This is a genomic window from Altererythrobacter ishigakiensis, from assembly GCF_001663155.1.
In the GTDB taxonomy this organism is placed as follows: Bacteria; Pseudomonadota; Alphaproteobacteria; order Sphingomonadales; family Sphingomonadaceae; genus Erythrobacter; species Erythrobacter ishigakiensis.
This window is the reverse complement of record NZ_CP015963.1, coordinates 709,860-735,919: the sequence shown is the minus strand read 5'-3', so window position 1 is coordinate 735,919 and position 26,060 is coordinate 709,860. Positions and strand designations below refer to the sequence as shown.

The window sequence follows — 26,060 nt, the reverse complement described above, 5'->3', positions numbered from 1 at the left end:
TACTATTCAGCTCTGGCGATGCGCTGTGGCGAACCATCGCGCCCGGCCCACCAGTAGAGCGGGTAACCAGCAACCATTAGAACCAGACTCCACCCGCTCGCTTCCAGCCCCGCGCCCCAAAGCATCCATACTGCATAAGCGGCGCCGGTTAGCGCGAACGGACGCACCACTTTCATCCGCCATGCCGCCAAGGCACATGCGAGATACAACCAGAGCGCTGACGAGGTCGAAAGTAACAGCATGAATTCATAGATCCCCTGCATGCTACGGCTAGAATTGAGGATCAGACAGACGGTAGCGATCATTGAGGATGCAATCAGTGCTCTACGGGGAGTTCCAGCGGAGTCGGTTTGCCCCCACCAGGAGGCCAGCATTTTGCGATCCGCCATATTGCGCGGCAACTCCCCCTGCATCAGCACCCAGCCGTTCACTGCACCCACACAGCTGATGATAGCAAAGACCGATACCAGCGCAGCGGCTTCCGCAGACCAATAATACTCCACAAATGTAGCCAGCGGAGCGGGCGAGGAAGCGACCAAAGCTTCTGGCAGCATGAGTGTCACAAGGCTGCATACAAGCAAGTAGAGCAGACCTGTGAGCGCCGTCCCCCACATTGTCGCGCGCGGCACATTTACTTCCGGATTTTCCACCCGTGCGGCTGCGACGCTAGCGCACTCGAAACCAAGCAGTGCAAACAGCGTCAGAGCAGCCACCCCGCGAAGGTCCACACCGTTGATTTCGCGCATATCGAGCGGTCGGATCTCGCCGTTGCCTGAACCCATCACAATCACGCCGATGACAATAATCGCGACAAGCGGCGTCACCTTGAGCAACACCGTCGCAACCTGAAAACGTCCCGCAGCGTGCACTCCCCGCAAGTTGATCAGAGTCATTGTCCACACCACGGCAATCGCGCACATTGCCGGCGCCAAAGCGGTTTCGCCAATGGCCGGAATAAACATCGACAGATAGCTGACAGCGGCCACAGAAATTGAAGCAACCGCCGTCCACACCGATACCCAAAATACCCACGTGACGAGAAAAGCTGGCAATTTGCCAAATGCGTCTGTGACAAAACCGGAGGGGTCGCCGGCAGCAGGATTTGCTTTGGTTAAAGCGGCAAACACCCAGGCAAGCACCAGAGTGCCACAAATGGAAATGATCCAGCCGAGCACTGCGTGCCAGCCGAAGGGCGCTAGGCTGGTCGGCAAAAGAAAAACCCCAGAGCCGATCATGTTTCCCATCACCAGCGCGATTGCCGCAAAAAGACCTAGCTTGCGTCCCGGCACTTTCGCGGTCTTGATGGTGTTGGCCAACTGGTCAGAACCCCTTGCCGGTTTTATGCCCAGTCATACAGAATGCGGGTCGAAGCTTCATGATCACCATCACGCAGGAATAGGTGCAGACTATGGGCCATGTCAAAATGAGGACTAATCTGAAAGCGCCGGCCTGTTAATCTGAGTGAACGAAAAGGGTTCTGATCGACTACTTTCAGGCATGTGCTTCAAGCCGAGCAGTGTAACCCCGATGCCTCAGCAACCGGGCTAACTTCGCGCCGGGTTTAGTTCGCGCTTTGACAGGCACATCTTCGCATATATCCGGGCCGGCTTCATGCGCGAGACAGAGTATCTTGAAACGCCTTCATGGCGCAGGGAAACCGGGGAGACATTCAGGCTCGCATGGCCGCTGGTGCTCGCCAACCTTTTGCAAATGGGCATCTACATGGTGGATGTCATTTTCATCGCGCGGCTGGGAGAAGCGCCACTTGCCGCATCAGGCCTTGTAGCCGGCCTGTTTGGCCTGGTCGTATGGTCGTTATCATCGCTCTCCGGCGCGGTCGCTCCGCTGATCGCGGAAGCGATTGGTGCTAAAGGACCGTCATTGCGCCCAGTGCGCCGCGCGACGCGCATGGCCTTGTGGGTTGCGGCCGTAACCGGGTTGCTCGGCATGGTCCTAGCCTCGCTGCTTGGCCCGGTGATGCGCGCGACTGGCCAATCGCCGGACATTATCGCGCTGGCGATAGAGTATAACTCACTTGTGATCTTCTCGATGGTGCCGATGTTGCTCGCGTCTGTCCTTCGTAATTATGTATCGGCGCTCGGTTGGCCGGTGTTTGCGACAGCCATCACTGCGCTTGGCATACCGATAAACGCGATCGCGAATTACGCCTTCATTTTCGGTAACCTTGGCGCGCCGGGGATGGGCCTGACGGGCGCAGCCGTCGCGACAATCATAACCACCCTGATCACGCTAGCATCTTACATTGCAGTGATCCTGATTTACCCGCGCCTGGCACGCTATCGCATTTTCTACCGCTTCTGGCGGCCCGACTGGATTCGTTTCTGGCTTATCTTTCGCATCGGCACTCCGATCGGACTCACTGTTGCCGCGGAAGCTGGCATATTCAGCGCGGCAGCTTTCCTGATGGGCCGGATCGGCGCCGCGGAGCTGGCCGGCCACATCGTTGCCCTCAATATCGCCGCCTTGGCATTTCAGGTGCCATTCGGCGTCGGCCAAGCCGCTACGATCCGTGTCGGCTATGCCTACGGAGCTAAGAGCAGCGACGGAATGAAGCTTGCCGGTTGGGTCGCGTTGGCCCTTGGAACAGGTTTTATGGCGTTCACCGCCACAGCGATGGTGCTGGTTCCTGAATATCTTTTGCAAATCTACGTCGACATCAATGATCCCAAGAACGCTGCGCTTATCGGCTTCGCCTTGCAGTATTTAGTCCTTGCTGCGGCATTTCAGCTTGTGGACGGTGTGCAGGCGGTAGCCGCCGGTGCGCTTAGAGGACTGCAGGACACGCGCATCCCGATGTGGATCGCGATCTTCAGCTATTGGGTTCCGGGTTTCGGGCTAGCGATCGGACTGGGCTTCTTCGCTGGACTCGAAGGCGTAGGCGTTTGGATCGGTCTCGCTACAGGCCTAGCATGCGCGGCTTTGCTGCTGATTTGGCGGTGGATGCTGCGCGAGCAGCTCGGCCTAACCAAACGCGCCGCTTGAACGCCAAAAAAATCCGAGAATTTGCTTTGCCGCCTGTTGACTCGGGCCGCCCCCACACCCATTTGCGCTCCCGCTGGCACTCTCAAGGGGAGAGTGCCAATCGTGATTATCAACTGAAGAGAAAGGTCATTACAATGGCATTTCGTCCGCTGCACGACCGCGTGTTGGTCCGTCGCATCGAAGCCGACCAGAAGACTGCTGGCGGCATCATTATCCCTGACAGCGCACAGGAAAAGCCAAGCGAAGGCGAGATCGTCTCCGTTGGCGAAGGTGCCCGTGACGACGACGGTGATCGTATCCCGCTCGACGTCAAGGCTGGCGACCGCATCCTGTTCGGCAAGTGGTCAGGCACCGAAGTCAAGATCGACGGTGAAGACCTGCTGATCATGAAGGAAAGCGATATCATGGGGATCATCGGCTGATCAGCCTGATATCCGAACGCTTTTCCCTCACTTATCTGAATTCCAGGAGAAACTACAATGGCTGCTAAGGACGTTAAGTTCGGCCGTGATGCCCGCGAAGGCATCCTCAAGGGCGTAGACACGCTCGCCAACGCTGTAAAAGTGACGCTGGGCCCGAAAGGCCGTAACGTCGTGCTCGACAAGAGCTTCGGCGCACCGCGTATCACCAAAGACGGTGTATCCGTTGCCAAGGAAATCGAACTCAAGGACAAGTTCGAGAACATGGGCGCACAGATGCTGAAGGAAGTTGCTTCCAAGGCAAACGATGCCGCTGGTGACGGCACTACCACTGCAACGGTGCTGGCTCAGGCCATCGTGACCGAAGGCATGAAGTCGGTTGCCGCTGGCATGAACCCGATGGACCTTAAGCGCGGCATCGATATCGCGGTAACCAAGGTGGTCGAGAACCTGAAAGGCCGTTCTAAGGACGTATCGGGCTCGAACGAAATTGCTCAGGTCGGCATCATCTCTGCGAACGGCGACAAGGAAGTCGGTGAGAAGATCGCAGAAGCGATGGACAAGGTCGGCAAGGAAGGCGTCATCACCGTCGAGGAAGCCAAGGGCCTCGAGTTTGAGCTTGATGTTGTTGAAGGCATGCAGTTTGATCGTGGCTACCTGAGCCCATACTTCGTGACCAACCCTGAAAAGATGACGGTTGAGCTCGAGAACCCGTACATCCTGATCCACGAGAAGAAGCTTTCGAACCTGCAGCCGATGCTGCCGATCTTGGAAGCTGTAGTGCAGGCCGGACGTCCGCTGCTGATCATTGCAGAAGATATCGAAGGCGAAGCGCTCGCAACGCTCGTGGTCAACAAGCTGCGTGGCGGCCTGAAGGTCGCTGCGGTGAAGGCTCCTGGCTTCGGCGATCGCCGCAAGGCCATGCTGCAGGACATCTCGATCCTGACCAAGGGTGAGATGATCAGCGAAGATCTCGGCATCAAGCTTGAGAACGTGTCTGTCGGCATGTTGGGCGAAGCGAAGACTGTCACCATCGACAAGGACAACACCACAATCGTTGACGGCGCAGGTGCGGCGGAAGACATCAAGGCACGCGTTGAGCAGATCCGTGCGCAGATCGAAACCACCACCAGCGACTACGACAAGGAAAAGCTGCAAGAGCGCCTGGCGAAACTCGCTGGCGGTGTTGCAGTTATCAAGGTTGGCGGTGCAACCGAAGTCGAAGTGAAGGAACGCAAGGACCGCGTTGACGACGCGCTGCACGCAACCCGCGCTGCCGTTGAAGAAGGCATCGTCCCTGGTGGCGGTACCGCTCTGCTTTACGCTACGAAGGCGCTTGAAGGTGTAACCGGCGACAATGACGACCAGACCCGCGGTATCGACATCGTTCGTCGCGCGCTGCAGGCTCCGGTTCGCCAGATCGCTGAGAACGCAGGCCATGACGGCGCAGTTGTTGCCGGCAAGCTGATCGACGGCAATGACGAAACCCTGGGCTTCAACGCACAGACCGACGTGTATGAAAATCTCGTAGAAGCTGGTGTGATTGACCCAACCAAGGTTGTGCGCACCGCGCTGCAGGACGCAGCTTCTGTTGCCGGCCTGCTCGTCACCACCGAAGCAGCCGTTGTCGATAAGCCTGAAGACAAGGCAGCGGCCCCGGCAATGCCTGACATGGGTGGAATGGGCGGAATGGGCGGCTTCTAAAAAAGCCCATCTTACCAAACGATAATGGACCCCGGGGGCCGTTCGTCCCCCGGGGTTTTTCGTTGGTCGAATGGACGGGTTCCCTTTTCAAACATGCGCGGGCATGGTCTCCTCCAACTTTTGAAGGGGAACTACATTGAAAGTGAAATTTGCCGCCTTGCTCTTGGCATCCGTTTCGCTGACTGGTTGCGACGCGATGACTTCGACCGTCGCAACGGTTCAATGCGACGGGGAACAAGCAGCATGCCTCGAAACGTGGTTCGCTGAGAAATGGGAGGAGGAGCTCGCGTTCAGTCCTTTGCGCCAGACCGCACTTGGCCTGAAAACAAACTATGACAAGATCGACGACTTTAGCGCCGCTGGACAGCTCGCGCAGATCGAGTGGTGGGAAAATGCCTCGGCAGAGATGGAAGCCAATTTCGACTATGATGAGTTGAGCGAAGAAGCCAAGATTTCCTATGACATGTTCAAGTATCGTGCGGAGCGCGCCTCACTGTCACGAGACTTCTTGGATCACGAGTATGTTCTCGAACAAATGGACGGCGCACACACCGATCTACCTTCCAATATCCTAAGTCAGCATACGGTCGAAGACGAGGCTGAGATGGAAGCTTTCATCTCTCGTTTGGCTGGCATCGGAAAAGCCATGGATCAAACGCTGGTACGCGCGCAGGAGAATGCGCAAAAGGGCGTACGGCCTCCTCGCTTCGCCTATGACTTCGTTATCGAAGAGTCGAGAAAGCTGATTTCCGGGGCGCCATTTACCGATGGTCCTCCCTCAGCACTGTGGCAAGGCACGCAGGAGCGCCTGGCATCATTGGTCGAGACGGGAGCGATTTCACAGGAACGTGCCGATGAACTGGAAGAACAGGCCCGCACGACGCTGATCGAGCAAACCGCGCCGGCCTATCAGCGCATTATTGACTGGATGAGCCAGGACCGCCCGAATTCCGATGCAGAGGCGCAAGGGGTGTCAGCGCTCCCCAATGGCGAGGAATATTACAAGTTCATGCTCGCGGAAATGACGACAACCGACATGACCGCAGACGAAATTCACGAACTGGGTCTGTCTGAAGTGGCGCGTATTCGCGGCGAGATGGAGGCAATTAAGGATCAGGTGGGTTTTGACGGAACTCTCGAAGAGTTTTTCGATTTCGTACGGTCGGATCAGCAGTTCTTTTTCCCAAACAATGATGCCGGTGCGCAGATGTATATCGATCGGGCCACGCTTTATATTGAACAGCTGACCAAGCGACTGCCGGAGTTTTTTGGACGCCTGCCAAAGGCGTCGCTGGAAGTCCGGCGCGTCGAACCGTTCCGCGAACAGGATGGTGCCGCACAGCATTACCGGCAGGGCACGCCTGATGGCTCACGCCCCGGCATTTACTATGCGCACCTGTCCGACATGACGACGATGCCCATCCCGGAGATCGAGACGATTGCCTATCACGAAGGCAATCCTGGGCATCACATGCAGATCTCTATCGCACAGGAGCTGGAAGACACGCCAAGGTTCCGAGCCAATGGCGAATACATTCCTGCCTTTGCTGAAGGATGGGGATTGTATTCCGAGTGGCTGGCTAAGGAAATGGGCGGGTTCGAAGATCCGTATCAAGACTTCGGGCGGCTGCAGAATGAGATATGGCGCGCTATCCGGCTCGTTCTGGACACAGGCATCCACTCCAAGGGTTGGACAGAACAGCAGGCTATAGATTTTGCTCAAGCGAATTCGGCCAATCCGCTGGAAGCAACACGCTCAGAGGTGCGGCGCTACTTTGTGCTTCCTGGTCAGGCGACCAGTTACAAGATCGGCATGATCCGGATTCAGGAGCTCCGCCGTAAAGCCGAACAAGAATTAGGCGAGGACTTCGACATTCGCGGATTTCACGATACGGTGCTTGGCGGCGGAGACATGCCATTGACGATCCTGGAAAAGCGGGTCGATAATTGGATAAATTCGGTCAGATCCAGTTAGCCTCCAACAAGACGAGCAATAGAAGGGGCCTGCGGCAGATCGCTCCCGCGAGGCCTCTTCTTATGCTACGCTAATGTGTCACCGAGTCGAATGTACGCTGATCACGAGAGGAGTTGCGTCTATGAAATTGGCTCACAATGCACATGTTGCGCTGGTTGATGGTGAGAGCTTCAGTCTGTTCATAAACCGGGGTCAGATATTCGATCCAAAGCTTGAGTTGGTCGAAACGCCCGATTTGAAGGCCACGAATTTCAGCGCAGGCGTCAGGCACCAGGATCATTTGGGGAAGATTCTGGGACGCACGCAGCTTGATGAATTGGCGCATGGCGCTGCTGCTGCAGAATGGCTCAATCAAAAGGCGATCACCAATGAGATTGAGCAAGTGCTCGTGATTGCAGACCCCAAGACTCTTGGAGAGATGCGGCAGCACTATCACGCTGAGCTTCGCAGCAAGCTGGCTGGCGAAATCGACAAGACACTGACTGGTCAACCGATCAATAAGGTCGAAGCCGCGATCGACGCGGCCTAACACTTGAGTTCGCAAAGATAAGGGCCGGAAATTTCCGGCCCTTAAAAACTCAATTGCTGCTTGGTGAAATCAACCGCCTTTGCGACTAGCTTCGACCATCTCCAGCACTTCGTCAGACCATGTTACCTGCGTCTGCGTTTGCGGATTGAACACATCGCCCGGATACTGAGCAGCCTCAGCAGCAGCAATTTCCTCCGCTGTCAGGAATTCGCTCGGCTCAAGCGCAAACACGTCAAGTCCACGAGTGATCTCGGTCGCATAGATACGGCCATTGTACCAATAGGCTGACCAATAACCGCCTGTTGTGAGCTGGTCCTTATCGACCGGACCGCGGTCGAAGTAAGCAATTTCGATCGGGTTCGCAGCATCGGTGAAATCAATCACGGAAATGCCGCCCTGGTACCAAGCCTGAACAAAGATATCGCGCCCCGGCACCGGGATAATCGAACCATTGTGTGCGACGCAGTTTTCCTTGTCACCTTGCGGTGCAGGCAGCTTGTAATTGCTGCGGAACTCCAGCTTGCCATCGACAACTTCGTAGATCGCGTTGGCCCCCCAGTTCATCGGATCGCCGGCCTGACAACGCGGACGGCCACCGCCACCCCATTCGTCTGTGAACAGCACCTTGGTGCCATCATTGTTGAATGTGGCTGAGTGCCAATAGGCGAAACCTGTGTCAGTGACATCGTCAATGCGCTGCGGATTGTAGGGATCGGAGATGTCCATGATGATCCCGTTGCCCGAACACGCTCCGGCCGCGAGGTTAAGTGACGGGAAAACGGTTATGTCGTGACACATATCGGTGCGGTAGGTTTCCTGCGTCCCGTCACCATGGTCGCCGCCGCGCCACAGGCCTGCGATCTTGCCATCCTTGGCGAAGACGCGCGGGCTTGACGTAATGCGGGCAGCGGATGGATCAGCAAGCGGAATCTCAATGACATCGATGCTGAAAAGCGCTGTTTCATCACCGGCAGTGTTGAAACAGCCCTCTAACTCCTCATCGTCGCGAACATAAGATGTTCCTGAGTTATAGAGCACGATGCGTTCATCATCGGCATCGACAATAGAGTGCGTGTGTGAGCCGCGACAGGTCTGTACCTGGCCGACCTGTACCGGGTTCCTAATGTCCGAAATATCAAAGATACGAACGCCTCGGAATCGATCCGCGCTGACGTCGCCTTGAACGCCTTCAAGCCCGCAATCAAGCCGGGCACGGCTGTCTTGCACGCTCATCACGAGAATGTCGCCGAAGATGGAAACGTCCCCTTGTCCGCCAGGACAAACAATCGAGCTGATCAGCGTCGGAACGCCATCTTCGCCCAATTCATAGGCGTTGAAACCGTGGTAATTTCCTGCGACCATCAAATCGCCAGAGAAGGCAATGTCGGTGTTGGCAAAAGACAGCGGAGACGGGCGGCGACTGAAGCGGGGTTCTTCCTCTTCCCCATCCTCTACGCTTTCATCGCTGGTTTCTTCTTCATCATCAATGCGCGGCTGAAGACCGGCCGGATTCTCCGGATCAAAAAAGCCAGCAGGCTTCGGCATCGCCGTAACCAGACGAAGATTGCTGATCGCTTCGCCGGCATCTCGGAATCCGGCAGTCAGTGTTGCTCGCGGATCGTCTGATAGTCCGGCGAGCAAGACGTTCATGCGCTCAATCTCTGTCTTCTGGTCGCCAGCGACATCATTTGTGAATTCGTACATGACCGGCTCGTAGGCGGCGCCTGGCTGACTGTGCAGATCATCAACCATGTCGACCGCGCCGGCGTGGTGCCTGATCATAAGCTGCAGGAACAGGCGATCAAAGGCAGTGCCGTTGGACGCAGCAAGCTCTGCCATTTGAGCCGGTGTTGCCATGCCCATCATATTATGGTGCCCGTGGTGCATCGAATGGTCACCACCGCCATGCGTCATTTGCATCGCCAACGGCTCGCCGCGATCAGTGAGCCAGCCGGTCATGAACTCCATCTCGTCCTTTTGGCTCGCATCGATCCGGCCAGCGAGTGCAATTATATCCTCATTGTTGGTTCGGCCTTCGACGAGATCTGCCATTTCGACCGCTTGTCGGTGGTGTACGATCATGCCTTGCATGAAGTCGACATCTGCGGGCGTGTAAGTTGCGCCTGCCAGTTGGCTCGCCTGTTCAACGCTAAGAACGGTGTTTGCTTCGCCTGGCGCGCCCGGCTTCACAATCGGGACTTCCTGCGCCAGTACTGCAGAGGAACAGCCCGCCATCAGGATTGCGATAACGGACTTCATGCCTGCGGATGACAGGCCTACGCGATCAAAACTCATGTAGTTCTACCCCAATTCAAATCAGTGTTCAGATTGCGCCGCGAGTGCGCATCATATTTGCAAGCCGAGATGGCTAACCCCGCCAATCGACTAAATCAAACCTCACGGTGCCAGTCTTACGACTAGGCGAACCGCATTGTTCAATCTGCAAACGACATCGACTTGCTGAGGGTTCCTATGATTTGGAAAGAATCCGGTCTTGTGTGTGGAACAATTGGTCGTGACGTGCGATTTCGTACCTTGCATGGGAGAATCCAGCGCTGTTAAGCATACGACAATCAAAATCAGGGTATTTTCGCATGATGAGCGTTTCCTTGCGTAAAACATTGATGGGCATCGCCGCCGCAATTGCGATGGCGGGTGTCCCTGCTCATGCTCAAACAACGAATTTGGAAGCCGAGTTCGACAACGCTTTCGGCACTGAAATTCGCGCTCCGGAGAGCTTTGAAGCTGTCTATGAGACTTCCTTTGAACGCCGGATCGCGCAATTGGCCGATGGCAGCCGCGGGCGCATTGGCGTTGCTGCTGTCGACCTTACAACCGGCGAAGAAATTTCAGTTCTGGGCGATCAGCTTTTCCCGATGGCTTCGACCAGCAAGATAGCGGTCGCAGCAGCTTATCTGGAGCAGGTCGAGCAGGGCAAATACTCTCTGACCAGTGAATTTCCTCTGCTGATCCCGCTTCGTTCTGCAAGGTTTTCTTCGCCCGCTGCGCCTGTGCGCGAGGGCAATTACATGGCCGCCGATCAACTGATCGAGATCATGATAGCACGGTCAAGCAACCCGGCGACTGACGCATTATTGCGGGCCGTTGGCGGTCCTGAAGCGGTCAATAACTGGGTACGCCGACAGGGTATCGAAGAGTTCAGCATTGATCGCGACATCGCCACACTGGTGCGCGATGACGGTGAATTTGACCCGTCAATGCATATCGACCGGCGTGATGCTGCGACGCCAAGGGCAATGATCCAGTTGCTGCAGGGTCTCTATCAAGGCAAATTCCTTTCGGATGAAAGCCGTCAGGTCATTCTCGATGCGATGGCCAAGACGCGAACGGGCAAGCGCCGAATTCCTGCAGAGATGCCGGACTATGTTGAAGTGATGCACAAAACCGGTTCGCTTAATAACACCTCTAGCGATATCGGAATTCTTGAGGGACCCAATGGTCATGCGATTGCAGTCGCCATCTATGTAACCGGACAAGGCGCGCGGCGGGCCAGAGAGGCGCGCATCGCCAGTATCGCGCGCGCGTTGTATGATGGTTTTGCAGAAAAGGCCGGGGTCTCACAGCCCCGTGTGTGGACCAGCACTGCACGCCCGGGTGGCTGAACCACAAAACAATTCATTTGGTATAAAAAGAAAGGGCGGCGCCGATCGGCACCGCCCCTCTTAAAATCGAAAAATCGATCAGGCTGAAATTATTCAGCTGCTTCTTCAGCAGTTTCTTCAGCGTCTGCAACTGCTTCTTCAACAGCGTCTGCAGCGTCGCCAGCAGCTTCAGCCGTCGCGTCTGCAGCGCCTTCAGCAGCTTCAACCATTGCGTCTGCATTTGCTTCAGCGTCTGCAGCCATTGCGTCTGCAGTTTCTTCAGTGGTTTCAGCAGTTTCCGAGCAAGCAGCCAGGCTAAGAGCCGAAGCAGCAGCAGCTACGAGTACGATCTTACGCATAATATAAATCCTCGATCAGCGAGTGTTTAAGGCAATCCCAAAAATTGGTCCTGCCAAAGCGAGCCTCTCGCATCGCTTCGAGCTTCTAAATAATGGCCATTTTGTGGCGCTGCAAGCAAATTTGCACAATCTTGCCTTTTTTCCGCCTGAATTGGTCCTGCGACTTTACCGGCTCATCGCACCGGATAGGTGTGGGAAAATCGCTCCTCCTGTGGCTTACAAGCAAGCCAAACCACTGCTAGCAACCGCTTATGGCAGAGCAGCAACATCTCTATCTCGTCGATGGGTCCTCGTACATATTTCGCGCGTATCACAGGCTGCCGCCGCTGACCGATCCTGAGGGCACGCCTGTCGGCGCGGTTTATGGTTATACGACTATGCTGTGGAAGCTGGCCACTGACCTCGACGAAGCCGACGGGCCTACGCATCTTGCAGTAATTCTGGACGCGTCAGGCAAGTCATTTCGCAATGAAATTTACCCCGAATACAAGGCCAATCGTCCACCTCCGCCCGAAGACCTGATCCCGCAATTCCCGCTGATTCGCGATGCCACACGCGCTTTCAGCCTTCCCTGCATAGAAGAAGAAGGGCTCGAAGCTGACGATTTGATCGCGTCCTACGCCCGCGCAGCGCAAGCGCAGGGCTGGAACGTAACAATCGTTTCCTCTGACAAGGATTTGATGCAGCTGGTCGGCGAGAAGGATGGTGCGACCATCGATATGCTCGACACGATGAAGAGTCAGCGTATCTATATCGACGAAGTCGAAGAGAAGTTTGGCGTCAAGCCTGAGCTTGTAGGCGATGTCTTGGCGCTGATGGGTGACAGTGTCGACAATATCCCGGGCATTTATGGCGTCGGGCCAAAGACCGCGAGCAAACTGATCAGCGAGCATGGATCGCTTTCCGCCGCGCTCGATTTCGCACCCGAGATGAAGAAATCGAAACTCAAAGAGCGTTTGCTTGAGGGACGCGAAGCCGCGGAGATGAGCCGTGTCCTAGTAGAACTCAAACAAGATTGCGATCTTCCTGAAAGTCTGGATGACCTCAAGCTCGACGGTGTACCGTCAGAGCCGCTTGCCGAATTTCTGGAAAAACACGGCTTCACATCGCTGCTACGTCGCCTGGGGGATGGCAAGGGCAGCCCGGAACGCGCCAATAATCTCAATCCTGCAAAAAAAGAGACCGAAGGCACCTCGGCATCCGAAGGCAGCACAAAACAGCCGCTGCCAGACATGCCTGCGCCGGATCGCAGCACATACGAAACGGTCCAGACAATGGAACGGCTCGAAGAATGGATCGCGCGCGCTTCAGCTGCTCGACTTGTCGCTGTCGACACCGAGACAAGTAGTCTGGACGCGATGCGCGCAGAACTGGTGGGTGTTAGTTTGGCGCTGGCGCCCAATGATGCGTGCTATATCCCGCTCGCACATGGCGGGACTGACATGTTCGCCGAGAGGCCCGCACAGATCGACCGCGACGTAGCTATCGCAGCTCTAAAACCGCTGCTTGTGGACGGGGCCGTTCTCAAGATCGGCCAAAACATCAAATATGATATGAATGTACTGGCGCGCTATGGCGTGGAAGTAGCGCCGGTCGATGACACAATGATCATCAGCTTCACATTGGATGCCGGGCGCGGCGAAGTGGGTCTAGGCGGACACGGGATGGACGAACTGTCCGAGCGGCATCTTGGCCACAAGCCGTTATCGTTCAAAGATGTGTGCGGCACCGGCAAGAAGCAAATCCCGTTTGGTGAAGTTCCACTCGGCAAAGCAACGGAATATGCCGCGGAAGATGCCGATGTAACCTGGCGGCTTCACGCTCATCTCAAGCCAAGACTAAGCGAGGAAGGCGGGACACGTATCTATGAACGGGTTGATCGGCCGCTGATCCCGATCGTTGCCCAGATGGAGCGACACGGGATCAAGGTTGATCGCACGCGCCTTGCAAAATTGTCTGAAGAGTTTGCCAACGAGACTGCTCGGCTTGAAGGCGAAATTCATGATCTGGCCGGCACCGAGTTCACTGTTGGCAGCCCCAAGCAATTGGGTGACATACTATTCGACAAGCTCGGGTACAAAGGTGGGAGGAAAGGCAAGAGCGGGCAATATTCGACTGACCATAGCGTGCTTGAAAAGCTGGCCAGTGAAGGAGCGGACATAGCCAAGAAGGTGCTCGAATGGCGCCAGCTTGCCAAGCTCAAATCCACTTATACAGACGCGCTTCAGGAAGCGATCAATCCCGAGACAGGCCGCGTGCACACCAGTTATTCGCTGGTCGGGGCGCAGACCGGGCGCTTGTCATCGACCGATCCGAACCTGCAGAACATACCTGTTCGCACGGCGATCGGGCGACAAATCCGCGAGGCCTTTGTACCTGAAGAGGGCAATGTGTTGCTTGCGGCTGACTACAGCCAGATCGAACTGAGGCTGGCTGCACATATGGCCGATGTGCCAACACTGAAAGAGGCCTTCGCCAATGGCGAAGACATTCATGCGCGCACCGCAAACGAAATGTTTGGCGAAGTCAATCGCGACACCCGTGCCCGCGCCAAGACCATCAACTTCGCCATCCTTTATGGCATCTCCCGCTGGGGACTTGCGGGACGTCTGGAGGTAGAGCCCGAAGAAGCGCAGGCGATGATCGATACCTATTTCCAGCGTTTTCCCGGCATTCAGCGTTACATCCACGAAACGCTAGAGACCGTTCGTGTGCGTGGCTATTCGGAAACTCTCTTTGGTCGCAAGACATGGTTTCCGCGGATCAATTCAAAGAACCAGGCTGAACGCCAGGGCAGCGAACGCGCAGCAATCAACGCGCCGATCCAAGGCACCAGCGCAGATATCATCAAGCGTGCAATGGTGCGCATGATGCCCGCGCTTGAGGAGGCAGGCCTCGGTCACATTCGGATGCTGCTTCAGGTACATGATGAACTGGTCTTCGAATTGCCTGAATGTGATGTTGAGGCCGCTTCACCCGTTATTGAGCGGGTCATGGCTGAAGCCGCTGGGCCTTCCGTGACATTGGATGTGCCGCTGGGTATCGAGATTGGAACAGGGGCAAGCTGGGATGCGGCGCATTGATCGCGCCCCGAGATCTACCACCGGCATTTGTTGCAATATCCCGGTTCCAAACATACGAGACGGGTAATGTTTGAAGGTCTGGATCCAACCACTTGGGACATTGATTGGAATGTCCTCGCTTACGATGTCGCCTTGTCTGCCCTGATTGTCGCTGTCGCAGTCATTATTGCTTATCTCGTCTATCGTGCAGTGTTCCACGTCATCAGTCGCATCACTCGCGTTTCCGAAAGCAACGTGGACGATGAAATTGTCGGCCGTATCCGCGCGCCGATAAAATGGTCCTTCGTTGCGATAGCCGTTACGCTCGCAGCACAGTTTGATGCTTCACTCGGCCTGCTGTGGGAACCTTTGGCTCAGTTCTTGCGCCCGGCATTGCTGGGTTGGATCGCCTATAATGCGGTAAAAGGCTTCACTGCTGCGCTCGAAGCGCGGATTGAAATCAGCGATGATCCGGTTTCCATGCGGAGCAGACGCACACGGATCGCTGTGCTGTCACGCGTGCTAACCTTTGGGATCATTGTGATCACTGTCGGATTGATGCTGTTCACGATCCCCTCTGTACGCACCATCGGCACGACGATGCTTGCCTCTGCAGGTTTGGCTGCTCTGGCGATCGGTGCCGCTGCTCAGCCAGCTCTCAAATCGCTGATCGCAGGGCTTCAGATTGCACTCACAGAACCGCTGCGTATCGGCGATCTGGTGAAGGTCGACGGAGATGCGGGGCGCGTCGAAGAAATCCGCATGAGCTTCATCACTGTTCGCACATGGGACGAACGAGTGATCATTGTGCCTACTTCGCGCTTCCTGGATGCCAGTTTTGAGAACTGGTCACGCGAAAATGAAAAGCTTTCCGGTCCCGTCATGCTGCACCTTGACCCGATCACCAATGTGGCACCGATCCGAGCCGAATTTGAGCGCTTCGTTCAGGCGCATGAGCTTTTCGACGGGCGCCACATGGCTCTGCTCATGACAGAGGCTTATCCTGAAAGCATCGAGCTGCGACTATCGGTCAGCGCCAATACTATTGGCGAACTTTGGCAGCTGCGATGTGATCTTCGCGAACATATGCTCAAATGGATCCGGGAGAATCAGGAGCAGGCCCTGATCCGGCATCGACTGGAAGTACCGAAAGGGCACCCAAAGGCAGGCGAACCCTAAGTCGCCGGTTTCCTATTCGATCCCACTTTCTTCGGGCGAACTGCCATGCTTTGAAGCGCGCGTCGATTCGACCATGCCTTCATGCACAAATCCGATCTGTTGAACTTCCTTCGCGCGTTTCTTCAGTTCGCCACTCATCTTGCGATACTCCGCCTCCATCCGAGGCGTTACAGTCGCACGTGAATCTTTCAATGCTTCGGAAAAATCTTCCATCGCTACTTCGCGGACGTCGCGGCCAACGCGGCGCAACGCGTTAAGCCCGGCCCTTCGGACCACATCTTCCAGATCTGCGCCGGTGAAGCGTTCGGTTTGTGCAGCAATCTTTGAGAGGTCTACATTTTTAGCAAGCGGCATACTCTTGGTGTGAATTTCCAGAATATGCTCGCGGCCCAACTGATCGGGTGTTCCAACGTATACCAACTCGTCAAACCTGCCCGGGCGCAGCAGCGCAGGATCAATCAGGCCCGGGCGATTGGTTGCGCCAATCACCACTATCGACTGCAATTCTTCCAGACCGTCCAGTTCAGCCAGAATTGTATTGACCACCCTGCCGGTGACTTGAGGTTCTCCTTGTCCTGATCCGCGCGCGGGAACCAGGCTGTCGATCTCGTCAATGAAGATGACGCACGGCGCAACCGCACGTGCGCGTTTGAACATTCGCGCAATCTGCTGTTCGCTTTCGCCGTACCATTTGCTGAGTAGGTCAGAGCTCTTCATTGAAATGAAATTGGCTTCGGCTTCCTTCGCAACAGCCTTTGCAAGCAAGGTCTTGCCCGTGCCTGGCGGACCATAAAGCAGGAATCCCTTCGCTGGCCTGATCCCCAACCGCGCAAAGGCTTCAGGGTTCTTCATCGGCAGCTCAATGCCTTCCTTGAGCTTGTCGATAGCATCCCTGACCCCGCCAATATCGCTCCAGCTAACACGCGGCATCTGCACCATTACTTCGCGCATTGCGCTGGGCTGGACGCGCTTCAACGCCTCAACGAAGTCCTTGCGCGTGACACATAACTCTTCGAGTACCTCAGGTGGAATCGTGCGTTCATCAAGATCAAGCTTGGGCATTATCCGGCGCACGGCATCAATCGCCGCTTCGCGCGTCAGCGCGGCCAGATCAGCGCCGACAAACCCGTGGGTTGTGCGCGCGAGCTCACCAAGGTCAACTTTCTCCTCCAACGGCATGCCGCGCGTATGGATGCTGAGAATCTCACGCCTGCCGCTTTCATCAGGGACTCCGATCACGATCTCGCGATCGAACCTGCCGGGACGTCGCAACGCTTCGTCAATCGCATCTGGACGATTGGTCGCTGCAATGACGACCAGGTTCGCGCGTGCTTCCAAGCCGTCCATAAGCGTCAACAATTGTGCAACAAGGCGTTTCTCCGCCTCACCGCCCACACGGTCTCGCTTCGGCGCGATTGAATCAATCTCATCGATGAAGATGATTGCGGGTGACGACTTGGCGGCATTTTCAAAGACTTCACGCAATGCCTTCTCGCTATCGCCATAGCCCGAGCCCATGATTTCGGGACCGTTGATGGTAAAAAAGGTTGCATCGCTTTCGTTTGCGACTGCCTGTGCCAACCTGGTCTTCCCTGTACCCGGAGGGCCATGCAACAGAACGCCCTTGGGCGGATCAACCCCAAGCCGGGTGAAAAGTTCAGGATAACGCAGCGGTAACTCAACCATTTCGCGAAGAGCCTGAATCGTGTCCGACATCCCGCCTACATCATCATAATTGACCACAGCGCGGGCATCACGCGGCTCCTCAAACTCGGCACGCAGTTCGACCTCGGTGCTTTCGTCGATATGGACGATGCCCTTAGGCACCGTTGAAACGACTGACAGGCGGATCTGTGTTAGGGCGTATGCGGGCGCGCGGAGCAGCTGCCGAACATCGGGCGGCATGTTCTGCACCGGCTGTTGACCAGTGGTCGCAACAAGATCTCCTGCCACAACCGGGCGACGGAAAAAGTTGCGCTTCAGCGCTTGTCCCGGACCTTGTAAGCGCATTTCGCGCTGGGCCGGTGCAAAGACCACGCGTGTCGCCGGGCGCGATTCGGCCACAACGATTCTGACATGCTCGCCTGAACCCACTTCGGCATTGCCCCGCTGAAGCCCGTCGAGCCGGATCACATCCAGTGACTCATCTTCGGCATAGGCTGCCATTGCAATCGCAGGTGTGCTGCGCTTGCCGGTGATTTCGATTACGTCACCTTCCGTGATGCCAAGTTCCTGAAACGCGGAACGCGGGAGCCGGGCGATCCCTTGCCCTGATTCCTCTTGTCGCGCCGCCGCAACCTGCAAGCGCACTGACTTTTCTTCCTTCTTGTTCCGCTTCTTGGATGAGGGGTCAGCATCGGCCATGTGGCGCTCTCTTCTTCTTCGCTTGCTCAGCTGTTGGTACAACCAAGCTAGGAAGCTCTGCAGCCAATCGCAATCAATCTATGCTTTCGCGAGCCAAGCATCCCCCTTTGCGCGAGGGTAGGAGGCAAGAAAAAAGCCCGACCAAAATGGCCGGGCTGGAAAAGTTTTTGGGAGAGGATGCCTATAAAGGCCCGCTTTATGTGCACTGCAGCATGACTTTTCGCAAGTGCGAAAAGAACATGATTTGTTGCGTAACATGCAACAAGTGTCTCTTAACTACTTTACTGACTTGTGAAATTTCATGACAAAGCGATCGGTTTTGCCGCGCACACTTGCATCGAAAACGCTGATTGTCGGATTGTCATCGCTGCGTCGCAGCATGTCAGACTGACCAGCCAGGACAAATCCCGCCGCCTCCATATCCGCGATCACTGCCGCCGGATTGATCCGGTGGTAGGCGTCAACGACTTCGCGCGTATCGCCACTCGGACCGACATGGTCGACAATGATCACCTGTCCGCCCGGTTTGAGAGCAGCGAACCAGTTTGCCAACATCGCGCCTTCGTCGATCCGTTCCATCTGGAAGCGCTCAGACTTCCAATAGATGTCATGAAAAGTGAGATGTGAGAACATTGTGTTCACACTGTCTGGCGGAAGCACCAGGGCGCGATTGCCGGTCGCAATCGGGCGAATGTTTGAGTGGCTCGCGGTCCGCGCGGTCCATTCTTCCTCATTGTGAAAAGTGGCTGGGTTGAGCGCATAGACGGTTCCTTCAGGCCCCACCAGGTCAGCGATCATCGCGGTATAGTACCCGCCACCAGCCATGAAGTCGGCAACCGTTTCGCCATCTTGAATGTCCGCGAAATGCAGCACTTCAGCAGGCATTCGGCCTTCGTCCAAGGCTCTGTCCGCATCCGTGCGATCCTGCGATTCTATCGCATCCTCAACTCTGTCGGCATGGGCCGGACTTGAAGCTAGCATTGCCAATGCGCTTAGACCGGTAAGCAATTCTCTCATGTATTCCGCCCTCCAAGAATTCGACCGCAAACTACACATGCGATCAGTCTTGCGCATGACGCAACGCGTGACCGACTAATCGCACTGTCCTTTCGACCAACACGCCGTAATTTGCCCTCGGCTTGATGCATACAGCGGATGACAGCCTTGCAGCGAACCGCTATGCGCCAGCGCCATAAACGGGTCTCCACTATTCCTGAGGAGCTTATGCAAAAGCTTTACCCAAATGCCGCCGCTGCCCTTGAAGGTGTGCTGCGCGATAATATGCTGATTGCTAGCGGCGGCTTTGGCCTCTGCGGAATTCCTGAAAGACTGCTTGATGCGATCCGCGATAGCGGCGTCACCGGCCTGACCTTTGCCAGCAACAATGCCGGAATCGACAATGAAGGCATCGGCAAGCTGCTCCGCACGAAGCAAGTTGCCAAGATGATCAGCTCTTACGTTGGCGAGAACAAGGAGTTCGAACGGCAGTTCCTGTCCGGCGAGCTGGAGGTTGAATTTTGCCCGCAAGGCACGCTGGCTGAGCGCATGCGCGCAGGCGGCGCTGGTATTCCAGGCTTCTACACCAAAACTGGCGTCGGCACTCAGGTTGCTGAAGGCAAGGAGCACAAGGATTTTGACGGCGAAACCTATATCCTTGAGCGTGGAATCTTCGCCGATCTGTCGATTGTGAAAGCATGGAAAGCCGACGAGACTGGCAATCTGATGTTCCGCAAGACTGCGCGCAATTTCAACCAGCCGGCGGCAACCTGCGGCAAGATTTGCATCGCTGAAGTCGAAGAGATCGTGCCCGTTGGAGAGCTTGACCCTGATTGCATCCACTTACCCGGGGTGTTCGTGAACCGAATGATCGTGGGCGCGCCCTATGACAAGAAGATCGAGTTCCGCACTGTTCGTGAAAGGGCAAGCGCATGAGGAAACTTTCTCTGGCAATTTCGCTTGCCGTCGCTCCGGCTTGCGCGGCGTACGCCCATCATCATGAAGGAACCGAAGCTATGGCCAAGGATGGCGTGATTGCTGAAGAAGCGGCCGTTCAGGCGGCCATTGAAGGCATCTATGATGTGATCTCCGGCCAAGTCGGTGCGCCGCGGGACTGGGATCGCATGCGCAGCCTCATGACTGAAGACGCACGGCTGACTCCAATCGGACCCAATGGTCATCGCTCTCATGACATTGACGGCTATATTGAGCGATCCGAACCTTTTCTGCTTGAGCAGGGCTTCTTCGAAATCGAAACCGGCAACCGGATCGAGATTTTTGGTAATCTGGCACAGGTCTGGTCCGCATACGAAGGACGTACCGGCAGTGCCGATGGCCCAGTGTTCGTCACGGGCATCAACAGCTTCCAACTGGTCAAGACCGAGGATGGCTGGAAAGTCTTCTCGATCCTATGGCAAGCGGCCAATGACGAATTGCCTGTGCCGGCCGATCTTGCGGCGAAGGAGGCCAACTGATGACCACTGAAGCAAAAGGTTGGGACCGCAACCAGATGGCCGCACGTGCGGCGCAAGAGCTGGAAGACGGCTATTACGTCAACCTTGGCATCGGCATTCCGACGCTGGTCGCCAATCACATACCTGATGGCATGCATGTGACGCTGCAAAGCGAGAACGGCATGTTAGGCATTGGCCCATTTCCTTACGACGATGAAGTCGATCCCGACCTGATCAATGCGGGCAAGCAAACGATCAGCGAACTTCCCCACAGCGCCTATTTCGACAGCGCAACCAGCTTTGCGATGATCCGTGGGGGGCACATCGACCTGACAGTGCTTGGCGCTATGGAAGTGGCCGAGAATGGCGACATCGCCAACTGGATGATCCCGGGCAAGATGATCAAAGGCATGGGCGGCGCGATGGACTTGGTCGCGGGCGTCAAGAAGATCATCGTGGTGATGGATCAAGCGAGCAAGGCGGGCGATCCCAAATTCATCCCTGAATGCACACTGCCGCTGACAGGGACCAATGTGGTCGACATGATCATCACCAATCTGGGTGTGTTCCACCGTAAGGATCACGACAGCCCATTCCGGCTGATCGAGCTGGCACCGGGCGTGACCGAAGGGGATGTGGCGGCGCTGACCACCGCAAGTTACGAAGTCGCTTTAGGCGGATAGCACTGTGTGGCTCGACCGGCCTCGTAATCCGAACGCTCCGCTGGCAGGGCTGAAAGTGCTGGAGCTCGCGCGCGTGCTGGCCGGCCCATTTGCTGGGCAGATTCTGGCTGATCTTGGGGCGGACGTCATCAAGGTGGAAAGCCCGGAAGGCGATGGAACGCGGCTATGGGGACCGCCCTGGGTCGAGCGCGAGGGACCGGATGGCAAAGTCCATCGTGAGGCGGCCTATTACCACGCGTGCAATCGCGGCAAGCGTTCGATCGTCGCAGATTTCAAGCGTCCAGACGATCTGGCGAGGGTGAAGCAGCTCGCCGCAGATGCCGATGTCGTGATTGAGAATTTCAAATCCGGCTCGCTCGACAAGTTCGCGCTCGACTATGCCAGCCTTGCCGAAAACAACCCCCGCCTCGTCTATTGCTCGATCACCGGCTTTGGACACGACGGCCCTCGCGCGCATGAGGCCGGATATGACTTTGTGATCCAGGGTATGAGCGGCTTCATGTCGCTGACCGGAGAGCCGGATAGCGCGCCGGTCAAAATGGGCATTTCCGTCTCCGATCTGTCAACCGGTGTCTGGGCCGCCAATGCCATTCAAGCAGCGCTGCTGATGCGCGAGCGCACCGGCAAAGGGCAACAAGTCGATATGTCGCTGCTTGATTGCTCGGTCGCGCTGCTGTCAAATCAAGCAACCTACTATCTCACATCCGGGGAGAATCCGCCGCGCATGGGCAATGCGCATGCGCAAGTTGCGCCCTATGGCGTGTTCCCGGTCAGCGACGGGCATGTAATCCTGGCCCCTGCCAATGATCGGCTGTTTGCCAAGCTGATGACGTTGATGGGGCGTGACGAGCTGACGCAGGACGCTCGCTTCGTGACCAATGGTTTGCGGGTCGAGAACGCCGCTGCTCTTGATGCGGAAATCGCCAAGGCAAGTGCGCAATGGAGCAAGTCAGACTTGATTGAAGCGTGTCACGCAGCAGGCGTTCCTGCCGGGCCAATCAACAATCTGGATGAAGTGTTTGCCGACCCGCAAGTCGCCGCGCGCGGGTTGCGCGTAGACCTCGGCGGGATGCCCGGTGTGCGCAGCCCGTTCAATTTCTCCGGTGCAGAGCTGGCACTGGACCGACCATCGCCAATTCTGGGCGAAGACGGCTAAGCCAACGCTGCCTTCAAATCTTCAACCAGATCGGTCCGCTCCCAAGGGAACAAATCACCCTCTGGCGTACGGCCAAAGTGGCCATAGGCCGCGCTCTTGCGATAGATTGGCTTGTTAAGTCCCAGATGCGTGCGGATCGCGCGGGGGGTCAGGCCGCCCAGCTTGCCGATCGACTTAATGGCCGCCTCAAGCTGGTCGTCACCGACTGTCCCGGTACCATGAGTATCGACATAGAGCGACAGCGGCTCCGAAACGCCAATCGCATAGGCGATCTGGATCGTGCAGCGTTTGGCAAGACCAGCCGCGACGACGTTTTTCGCCAGATAGCGGGTGATATAGGCGGCTGAACGGTCGACCTTTGTAGGGTCTTTGCCACTGAAGGCACCACCGCCGTGCGGCGCCGCGCCGCCATAGGTATCGACGATGATCTTACGGCCAGTCAGGCCGGCGTCGCCATCAGGTCCGCCGATCACGAAACTACCGGTCGGGTTAATGTGCCACTGCGTTTCATCCGAGAGGAAACCGTCAGGCAGGATGTCTGCAACCACACCCTTCACATAGGCTTTGAGCTCGGCTTCCTTGTCGCCTTCGTCATATCCCTCTGCGTGCTGCGTGCTTACCACAACGGCGGTGCAGGCAACAGGCTTGCCATCTTTGTAGCGCAGAGTGACCTGGCTCTTGGCATCAGGTTCTAGAAAAGGGGCCGTGCCGGAATGGCGATCTTCAGCCAATTTTTCGAGGATCTTGTGGCTGTAGTCGAGTGTCGCCGGCATCAAGTCAGGCGTTTCATCGCAGGCAAAGCCGAACATGATGCCTTGATCGCCGGCGCCTTCATCTTTGTTCGAGCCTTCATCGCCGGCATCTACGCCTTGAGCGATGTGCGCAGACTGTCCGTGCAAGTGGTTTTCGAAGCTCAGCGTCTTCCAGTGAAAGCCGTCCTGCTCATAACCGATATCGCGCACAGTGCTGCGTACGGCTTGCTCAATCTCTTCCTTCGCGCCGGGCGCCCAGCCGCCGTTGACTGCCCAATCCTCGTTATTCTCGTCATACATCGGGGCGCAGCGAATTTCGCCTGACAGGATCACGCGTTGCGTGGTGGTCATGGTCTCACATGCAACGCGCGCTTCCGGGTCCTTCGAAAGCATCAGATCAACGACAGCGTCGGAAATCTGGTCAGAAACCTTGTCCGGATGACCTTCGGAAACGCTTTCAGAGGTGAAGAGAAAATCGCTGCGCATGATACCTCGGTATAAAGAGTTCTTTATGTGTTGCGCATGCTCCTAAACGCGCGCTCTCCGCATGGCAACAAAAGAAGCGATGAGCAGCAGACAAGCCCAGCTTACAGGAAGCCAATTGCCCAGTTGTGCAAAGAGCGTCGGCGCGCTGGCCTGCGGAACGTAACCGTCAATACGGCCAGAAACATTGCTCGGCACATGATCACGCACAATGCCATGTGCATCGATCACCGCGCTGATCCCGGTTGTCGTGGATCGGAGCACGGGCAGTCCTTCTTCGATCGCCCGCAGTCTTGCGTGGCCAAGGTGTTGCGGCGGCCCCCATTTTCCAAACCAGCCGTCATTGGACGGGTTAAATATGAATTGCGGGCGGTTGGCACGGTCGACCACTTGGCCTGAGAAGACAATCTCATAACAGATTTGAATTCCGGCCCTGCCGAAACGCCGCAGTTCCAGCGTTTGCGGACCAGGCCCTGGGACGTAGTCGATTGCCCCGGCAACGAGTCGCGAAAGGCCAAGCGGCTCGAGAATCGTGCGCATCGGCAAGTACTCTCCATAGGGCACCAGATGCGCTTTCGAGTAATCCGCAAATATATCACCGCGCCCGTCAATTGCGCTCACCGCATTGCGCGCGCTGACTGCACGAATCCGGCCATCTGACTGCCCTATGTCCAAATGGACGAGACCGGACAGTAGGATCGACTGCTCACCGATCAGTGCACCGATCCTAGCCCGCGCAAACCCTGGGTCGCGTCCGGCAGTTCGCGCGCGATAGTAACGGTCGGGGTAGCCATCTTCTAGATAGTCTGGGATCGCAGCTTCGGGCCAAAGCACGAGGCGAGGTCCATCGCGGCCCGGCATGGTCAACTCTGCCAGACGCTCGAACTGTTCCTCAAATTTCGTCGGATCTTCGCGCTCGTCCTGTGGAATAAGTGGTTGGACCAAAACGAATGGGGTGGAGCCTTCGTTGTCGAAATATGGTGCTGCTGGCCATAGCATCGCCGCGGCAACAAGCGTCGACAAGAAACCAGCTTGCCACCACTTCCGTGCGATCAGAAGACCAGCCAAAATTCCAGCTAATGCAATCGCAAGGCCGGAAAGCGCATAAGTTCCAATCCAGGGAAGCAATAGCGCCAAGCCCGGGCTGTCAAAATCGCCCAGCAACATCATCCCAAGCGGGGGCCACGGATATCCGGTGAACACCCAGCTGCGCAGCCATTCGGTGACGATCCACGCCCCGGAAAGAGCCAGCGAATTGATCCAAACGGTGCCGTTGCGCGCGATCATATGCGCCGCGAGCGCCGCCAGCGCAGGATAGACCGCGAGGTACAGGCACAGCAGCGGCACCGCCAGCCAACCAAGAAACTGGGGCATGTCAGACTGATAGGTGAAGGCTGTCGCGATCCAGTTATTCGCCACCGTCAGGTGTGCGAAGCCGAATAACCAGCCAAGCACTGTCGCCCGCTTCCAGCCATTCGATCTATGTAGCAATATTGTAAGCGCCACCAAACATGCCAGGCCCAGGGGCCATAGTCCCAATGGCGGATAGGCGGTCGCAGAGACAACGCCCAGCAGCAAGGCAAACAGGCGCGGCCAAGCCAAGAGAGCTTCCCACAGCCGGATGACTTTCTCAGTCATGGTCCGGTGCTGCCCCTTCCTGACGATTTCGGCTAGCCGGAATTAACCGGCAACCTGTTCACTGTCTTCTGGTGAGGTCCGGCGTCTGCGGCGCGGTTTGGGCGATTCGTCACTATCATCATCCGACGCAGCGATTGCCGGTGGCAAAACGGCGGCATCGATTTCGCCGTCAGAGCTGCCATTGGCTTCTTCGCGAGGCTTGCGACGCGGTCGACGCTGTTTCTTCTCGTTCGCATCGTCAGGCTGATCGGAGCTCTCACCTTCATGGCCGCGCCTGCCTTCACTGGGACCGTCATCACGGCCACCACGCGAGCGGCGATTGTTGCGTTTGCCGCGATCATCGCCATCGTCATCATCGTCATTATCGTCGCCGGATTGGCCGCGCTCTTCCTGACGTTTTGCCTTGGCTTCTTCCTGACGCGCCTTGTTGTCGGCGATCACCCGGAAATAGTGGTCAGCGAATTGCAGATAATATTCCATCTGCACCCGGTCACCATTGTGCTGTGCATCCTGTGCCAGCTTCTTGTACTTGTCGAGAAGCTGCGGTGCATTACCCCGCGCCCGGCTATCAATCCGATTAGCGCTATTCTTGCCGCCCTGATTGCGGTTGCCGCGACCGCGGCGACGATTGTTGCGATTGTTATTCAAGGAATTCCATCCTGTTTGGAGGCCCCTACGCGTCTAAAAATGTAACGCAGGGTC

At 56.6% G+C, this 26,060-nt stretch carries 20 protein-coding genes; 12 read left to right on the top strand and 8 right to left on the bottom strand.

The genetic code is table 11. The features are described from left to right. Window positions 1–2: 2 nt before the first annotated feature. Complete coding sequence (locus tag A6F69_RS03600; protein ID WP_067597467.1) at window positions 3–1,316, bottom strand: APC family permease; 1,314 nt, start codon at window positions 1,314–1,316, stop codon at window positions 3–5. 295 nt (window positions 1,317–1,611) lie between these two features. On the opposite strand from A6F69_RS03600, the gene A6F69_RS03595 reads away from it, so the two are divergent. The 5 genes from A6F69_RS03595 (at window position 1,612) to A6F69_RS03575 (ending at window position 7,630) form a co-directional block, all read left to right on the top strand. Continuing rightward, window positions 1,612–3,003, top strand: coding sequence for an MATE family efflux transporter (locus tag A6F69_RS03595; RefSeq protein ID WP_067597464.1), 1,392 nt, complete (start codon window positions 1,612–1,614; stop codon window positions 3,001–3,003). A gap of 134 nt (window positions 3,004–3,137) precedes the next feature. Next, complete coding sequence (groES, locus tag A6F69_RS03590) at window positions 3,138–3,425, top strand: co-chaperone GroES (protein WP_067597461.1); 288 nt, start codon at window positions 3,138–3,140, stop codon at window positions 3,423–3,425. Window positions 3,426–3,482: 57 nt separating this feature from the next. After that, on the top strand, window positions 3,483–5,126 hold the full coding sequence (groL, locus tag A6F69_RS03585) for a chaperonin GroEL (RefSeq protein ID WP_067597458.1): 1,644 nt from the start codon (window positions 3,483–3,485) through the stop codon (window positions 5,124–5,126). Window positions 5,127–5,322: 196 nt separating this feature from the next. Further along, window positions 5,323–7,101 (top strand): DUF885 domain-containing protein, encoded by a 1,779-nt coding sequence (locus A6F69_RS03580; RefSeq protein ID WP_245638274.1) that lies wholly within the window; start codon window positions 5,323–5,325, stop codon window positions 7,099–7,101. A 121-nt stretch (window positions 7,102–7,222) separates the two neighbouring features. Next, window positions 7,223–7,630, top strand: coding sequence for a baeRF12 domain-containing protein (locus tag A6F69_RS03575; RefSeq protein ID WP_067597452.1), 408 nt, complete (start codon window positions 7,223–7,225; stop codon window positions 7,628–7,630). Between the two features lie 69 nt (window positions 7,631–7,699). Here A6F69_RS03575 and A6F69_RS03570 read toward each other — a convergent pair whose 3' ends face one another. Continuing rightward, complete coding sequence (locus A6F69_RS03570; RefSeq protein WP_342669869.1) at window positions 7,700–9,925, bottom strand: DUF305 domain-containing protein; 2,226 nt, start codon at window positions 9,923–9,925, stop codon at window positions 7,700–7,702. Window positions 9,926–10,224: 299 nt separating this feature from the next. On the opposite strand from A6F69_RS03570, the gene A6F69_RS03565 reads away from it, so the two are divergent. After that, complete coding sequence (locus A6F69_RS03565) at window positions 10,225–11,253, top strand: serine hydrolase (protein ID WP_425388060.1); 1,029 nt, start codon at window positions 10,225–10,227, stop codon at window positions 11,251–11,253. Between the two features lie 89 nt (window positions 11,254–11,342). On the opposite strand, the gene A6F69_RS03560 is transcribed toward A6F69_RS03565, so the two are convergent. After that, on the bottom strand, window positions 11,343–11,591 hold the full coding sequence (locus A6F69_RS03560) for a hypothetical protein (RefSeq protein WP_067597449.1): 249 nt from the start codon (window positions 11,589–11,591) through the stop codon (window positions 11,343–11,345). Between the two features lie 251 nt (window positions 11,592–11,842). Between A6F69_RS03560 and polA the strand changes: the two genes are divergently transcribed. Then, complete coding sequence (gene polA, locus A6F69_RS03555) at window positions 11,843–14,674, top strand: DNA polymerase I (protein ID WP_067597444.1); 2,832 nt, start codon at window positions 11,843–11,845, stop codon at window positions 14,672–14,674. A gap of 66 nt (window positions 14,675–14,740) precedes the next feature. Continuing rightward, on the top strand, window positions 14,741–15,832 hold the full coding sequence (locus tag A6F69_RS03550; protein WP_067597442.1) for a mechanosensitive ion channel family protein: 1,092 nt from the start codon (window positions 14,741–14,743) through the stop codon (window positions 15,830–15,832). A 12-nt stretch (window positions 15,833–15,844) separates the two neighbouring features. Here the strand turns inward: A6F69_RS03550 and A6F69_RS03545 are convergent, their stop codons facing one another. Both A6F69_RS03545 and A6F69_RS03540 read right to left on the bottom strand, forming a co-directional pair. Then, a complete protein-coding gene (locus tag A6F69_RS03545) occupies window positions 15,845–18,196 on the bottom strand; it encodes a CDC48 family AAA ATPase (protein ID WP_067597440.1) in 2,352 nt (783 codons plus the stop codon). Between the two features lie 276 nt (window positions 18,197–18,472). Then, complete coding sequence (locus A6F69_RS03540; protein ID WP_067597437.1) at window positions 18,473–19,213, bottom strand: class I SAM-dependent methyltransferase; 741 nt, start codon at window positions 19,211–19,213, stop codon at window positions 18,473–18,475. Between the two features lie 207 nt (window positions 19,214–19,420). Here A6F69_RS03540 and A6F69_RS03535 point away from each other — a divergent pair, with 207 nt between their 5' ends. Genes A6F69_RS03535 through A6F69_RS03520 form a run of 4 tightly spaced genes read left to right on the top strand, consistent with a single transcriptional unit; the run spans window position 19,421 to window position 22,485 of the window. After that, complete coding sequence (locus A6F69_RS03535; RefSeq protein ID WP_067597434.1) at window positions 19,421–20,128, top strand: CoA transferase subunit A; 708 nt, start codon at window positions 19,421–19,423, stop codon at window positions 20,126–20,128. Beyond that, on the top strand, window positions 20,125–20,667 hold the full coding sequence (locus A6F69_RS03530) for a YybH family protein (protein WP_083984665.1): 543 nt from the start codon (window positions 20,125–20,127) through the stop codon (window positions 20,665–20,667). The genes A6F69_RS03535 and A6F69_RS03530 overlap by 4 nt, the downstream gene beginning before the upstream one ends. After that, complete coding sequence (locus A6F69_RS03525) at window positions 20,667–21,329, top strand: 3-oxoacid CoA-transferase subunit B (RefSeq protein WP_067597431.1); 663 nt, start codon at window positions 20,667–20,669, stop codon at window positions 21,327–21,329. Before A6F69_RS03530 ends, A6F69_RS03525 begins: the two co-directional genes overlap by 1 nt. Before the next feature lie 4 nt (window positions 21,330–21,333). Beyond that, a complete protein-coding gene (locus tag A6F69_RS03520) occupies window positions 21,334–22,485 on the top strand; it encodes a CaiB/BaiF CoA transferase family protein (RefSeq protein ID WP_067597428.1) in 1,152 nt (383 codons plus the stop codon). Here the strand turns inward: A6F69_RS03520 and metK are convergent. From metK to A6F69_RS03505, 3 genes are read right to left on the bottom strand one after another with little or no spacing between them, the layout of a single operon-like run. After that, a complete protein-coding gene (gene metK / locus A6F69_RS03515; protein ID WP_067597425.1) occupies window positions 22,482–23,723 on the bottom strand; it encodes a methionine adenosyltransferase in 1,242 nt (413 codons plus the stop codon). The genes A6F69_RS03520 and metK overlap by 4 nt on opposite strands. A 42-nt stretch (window positions 23,724–23,765) precedes the next feature. Next, the gene (gene lnt, locus A6F69_RS03510) at window positions 23,766–25,358 is read right to left on the bottom strand and encodes an apolipoprotein N-acyltransferase (RefSeq protein ID WP_067597422.1); all 1,593 of its coding nucleotides are present in this window, start codon (window positions 25,356–25,358) and stop codon (window positions 23,766–23,768) included. Window positions 25,359–25,400: 42 nt separating this feature from the next. After that, window positions 25,401–26,006, bottom strand: coding sequence for a DUF4167 domain-containing protein (locus tag A6F69_RS03505; RefSeq protein WP_067597419.1), 606 nt, complete (start codon window positions 26,004–26,006; stop codon window positions 25,401–25,403). Between the last annotated feature and the right edge of the window lie 54 nt (window positions 26,007–26,060).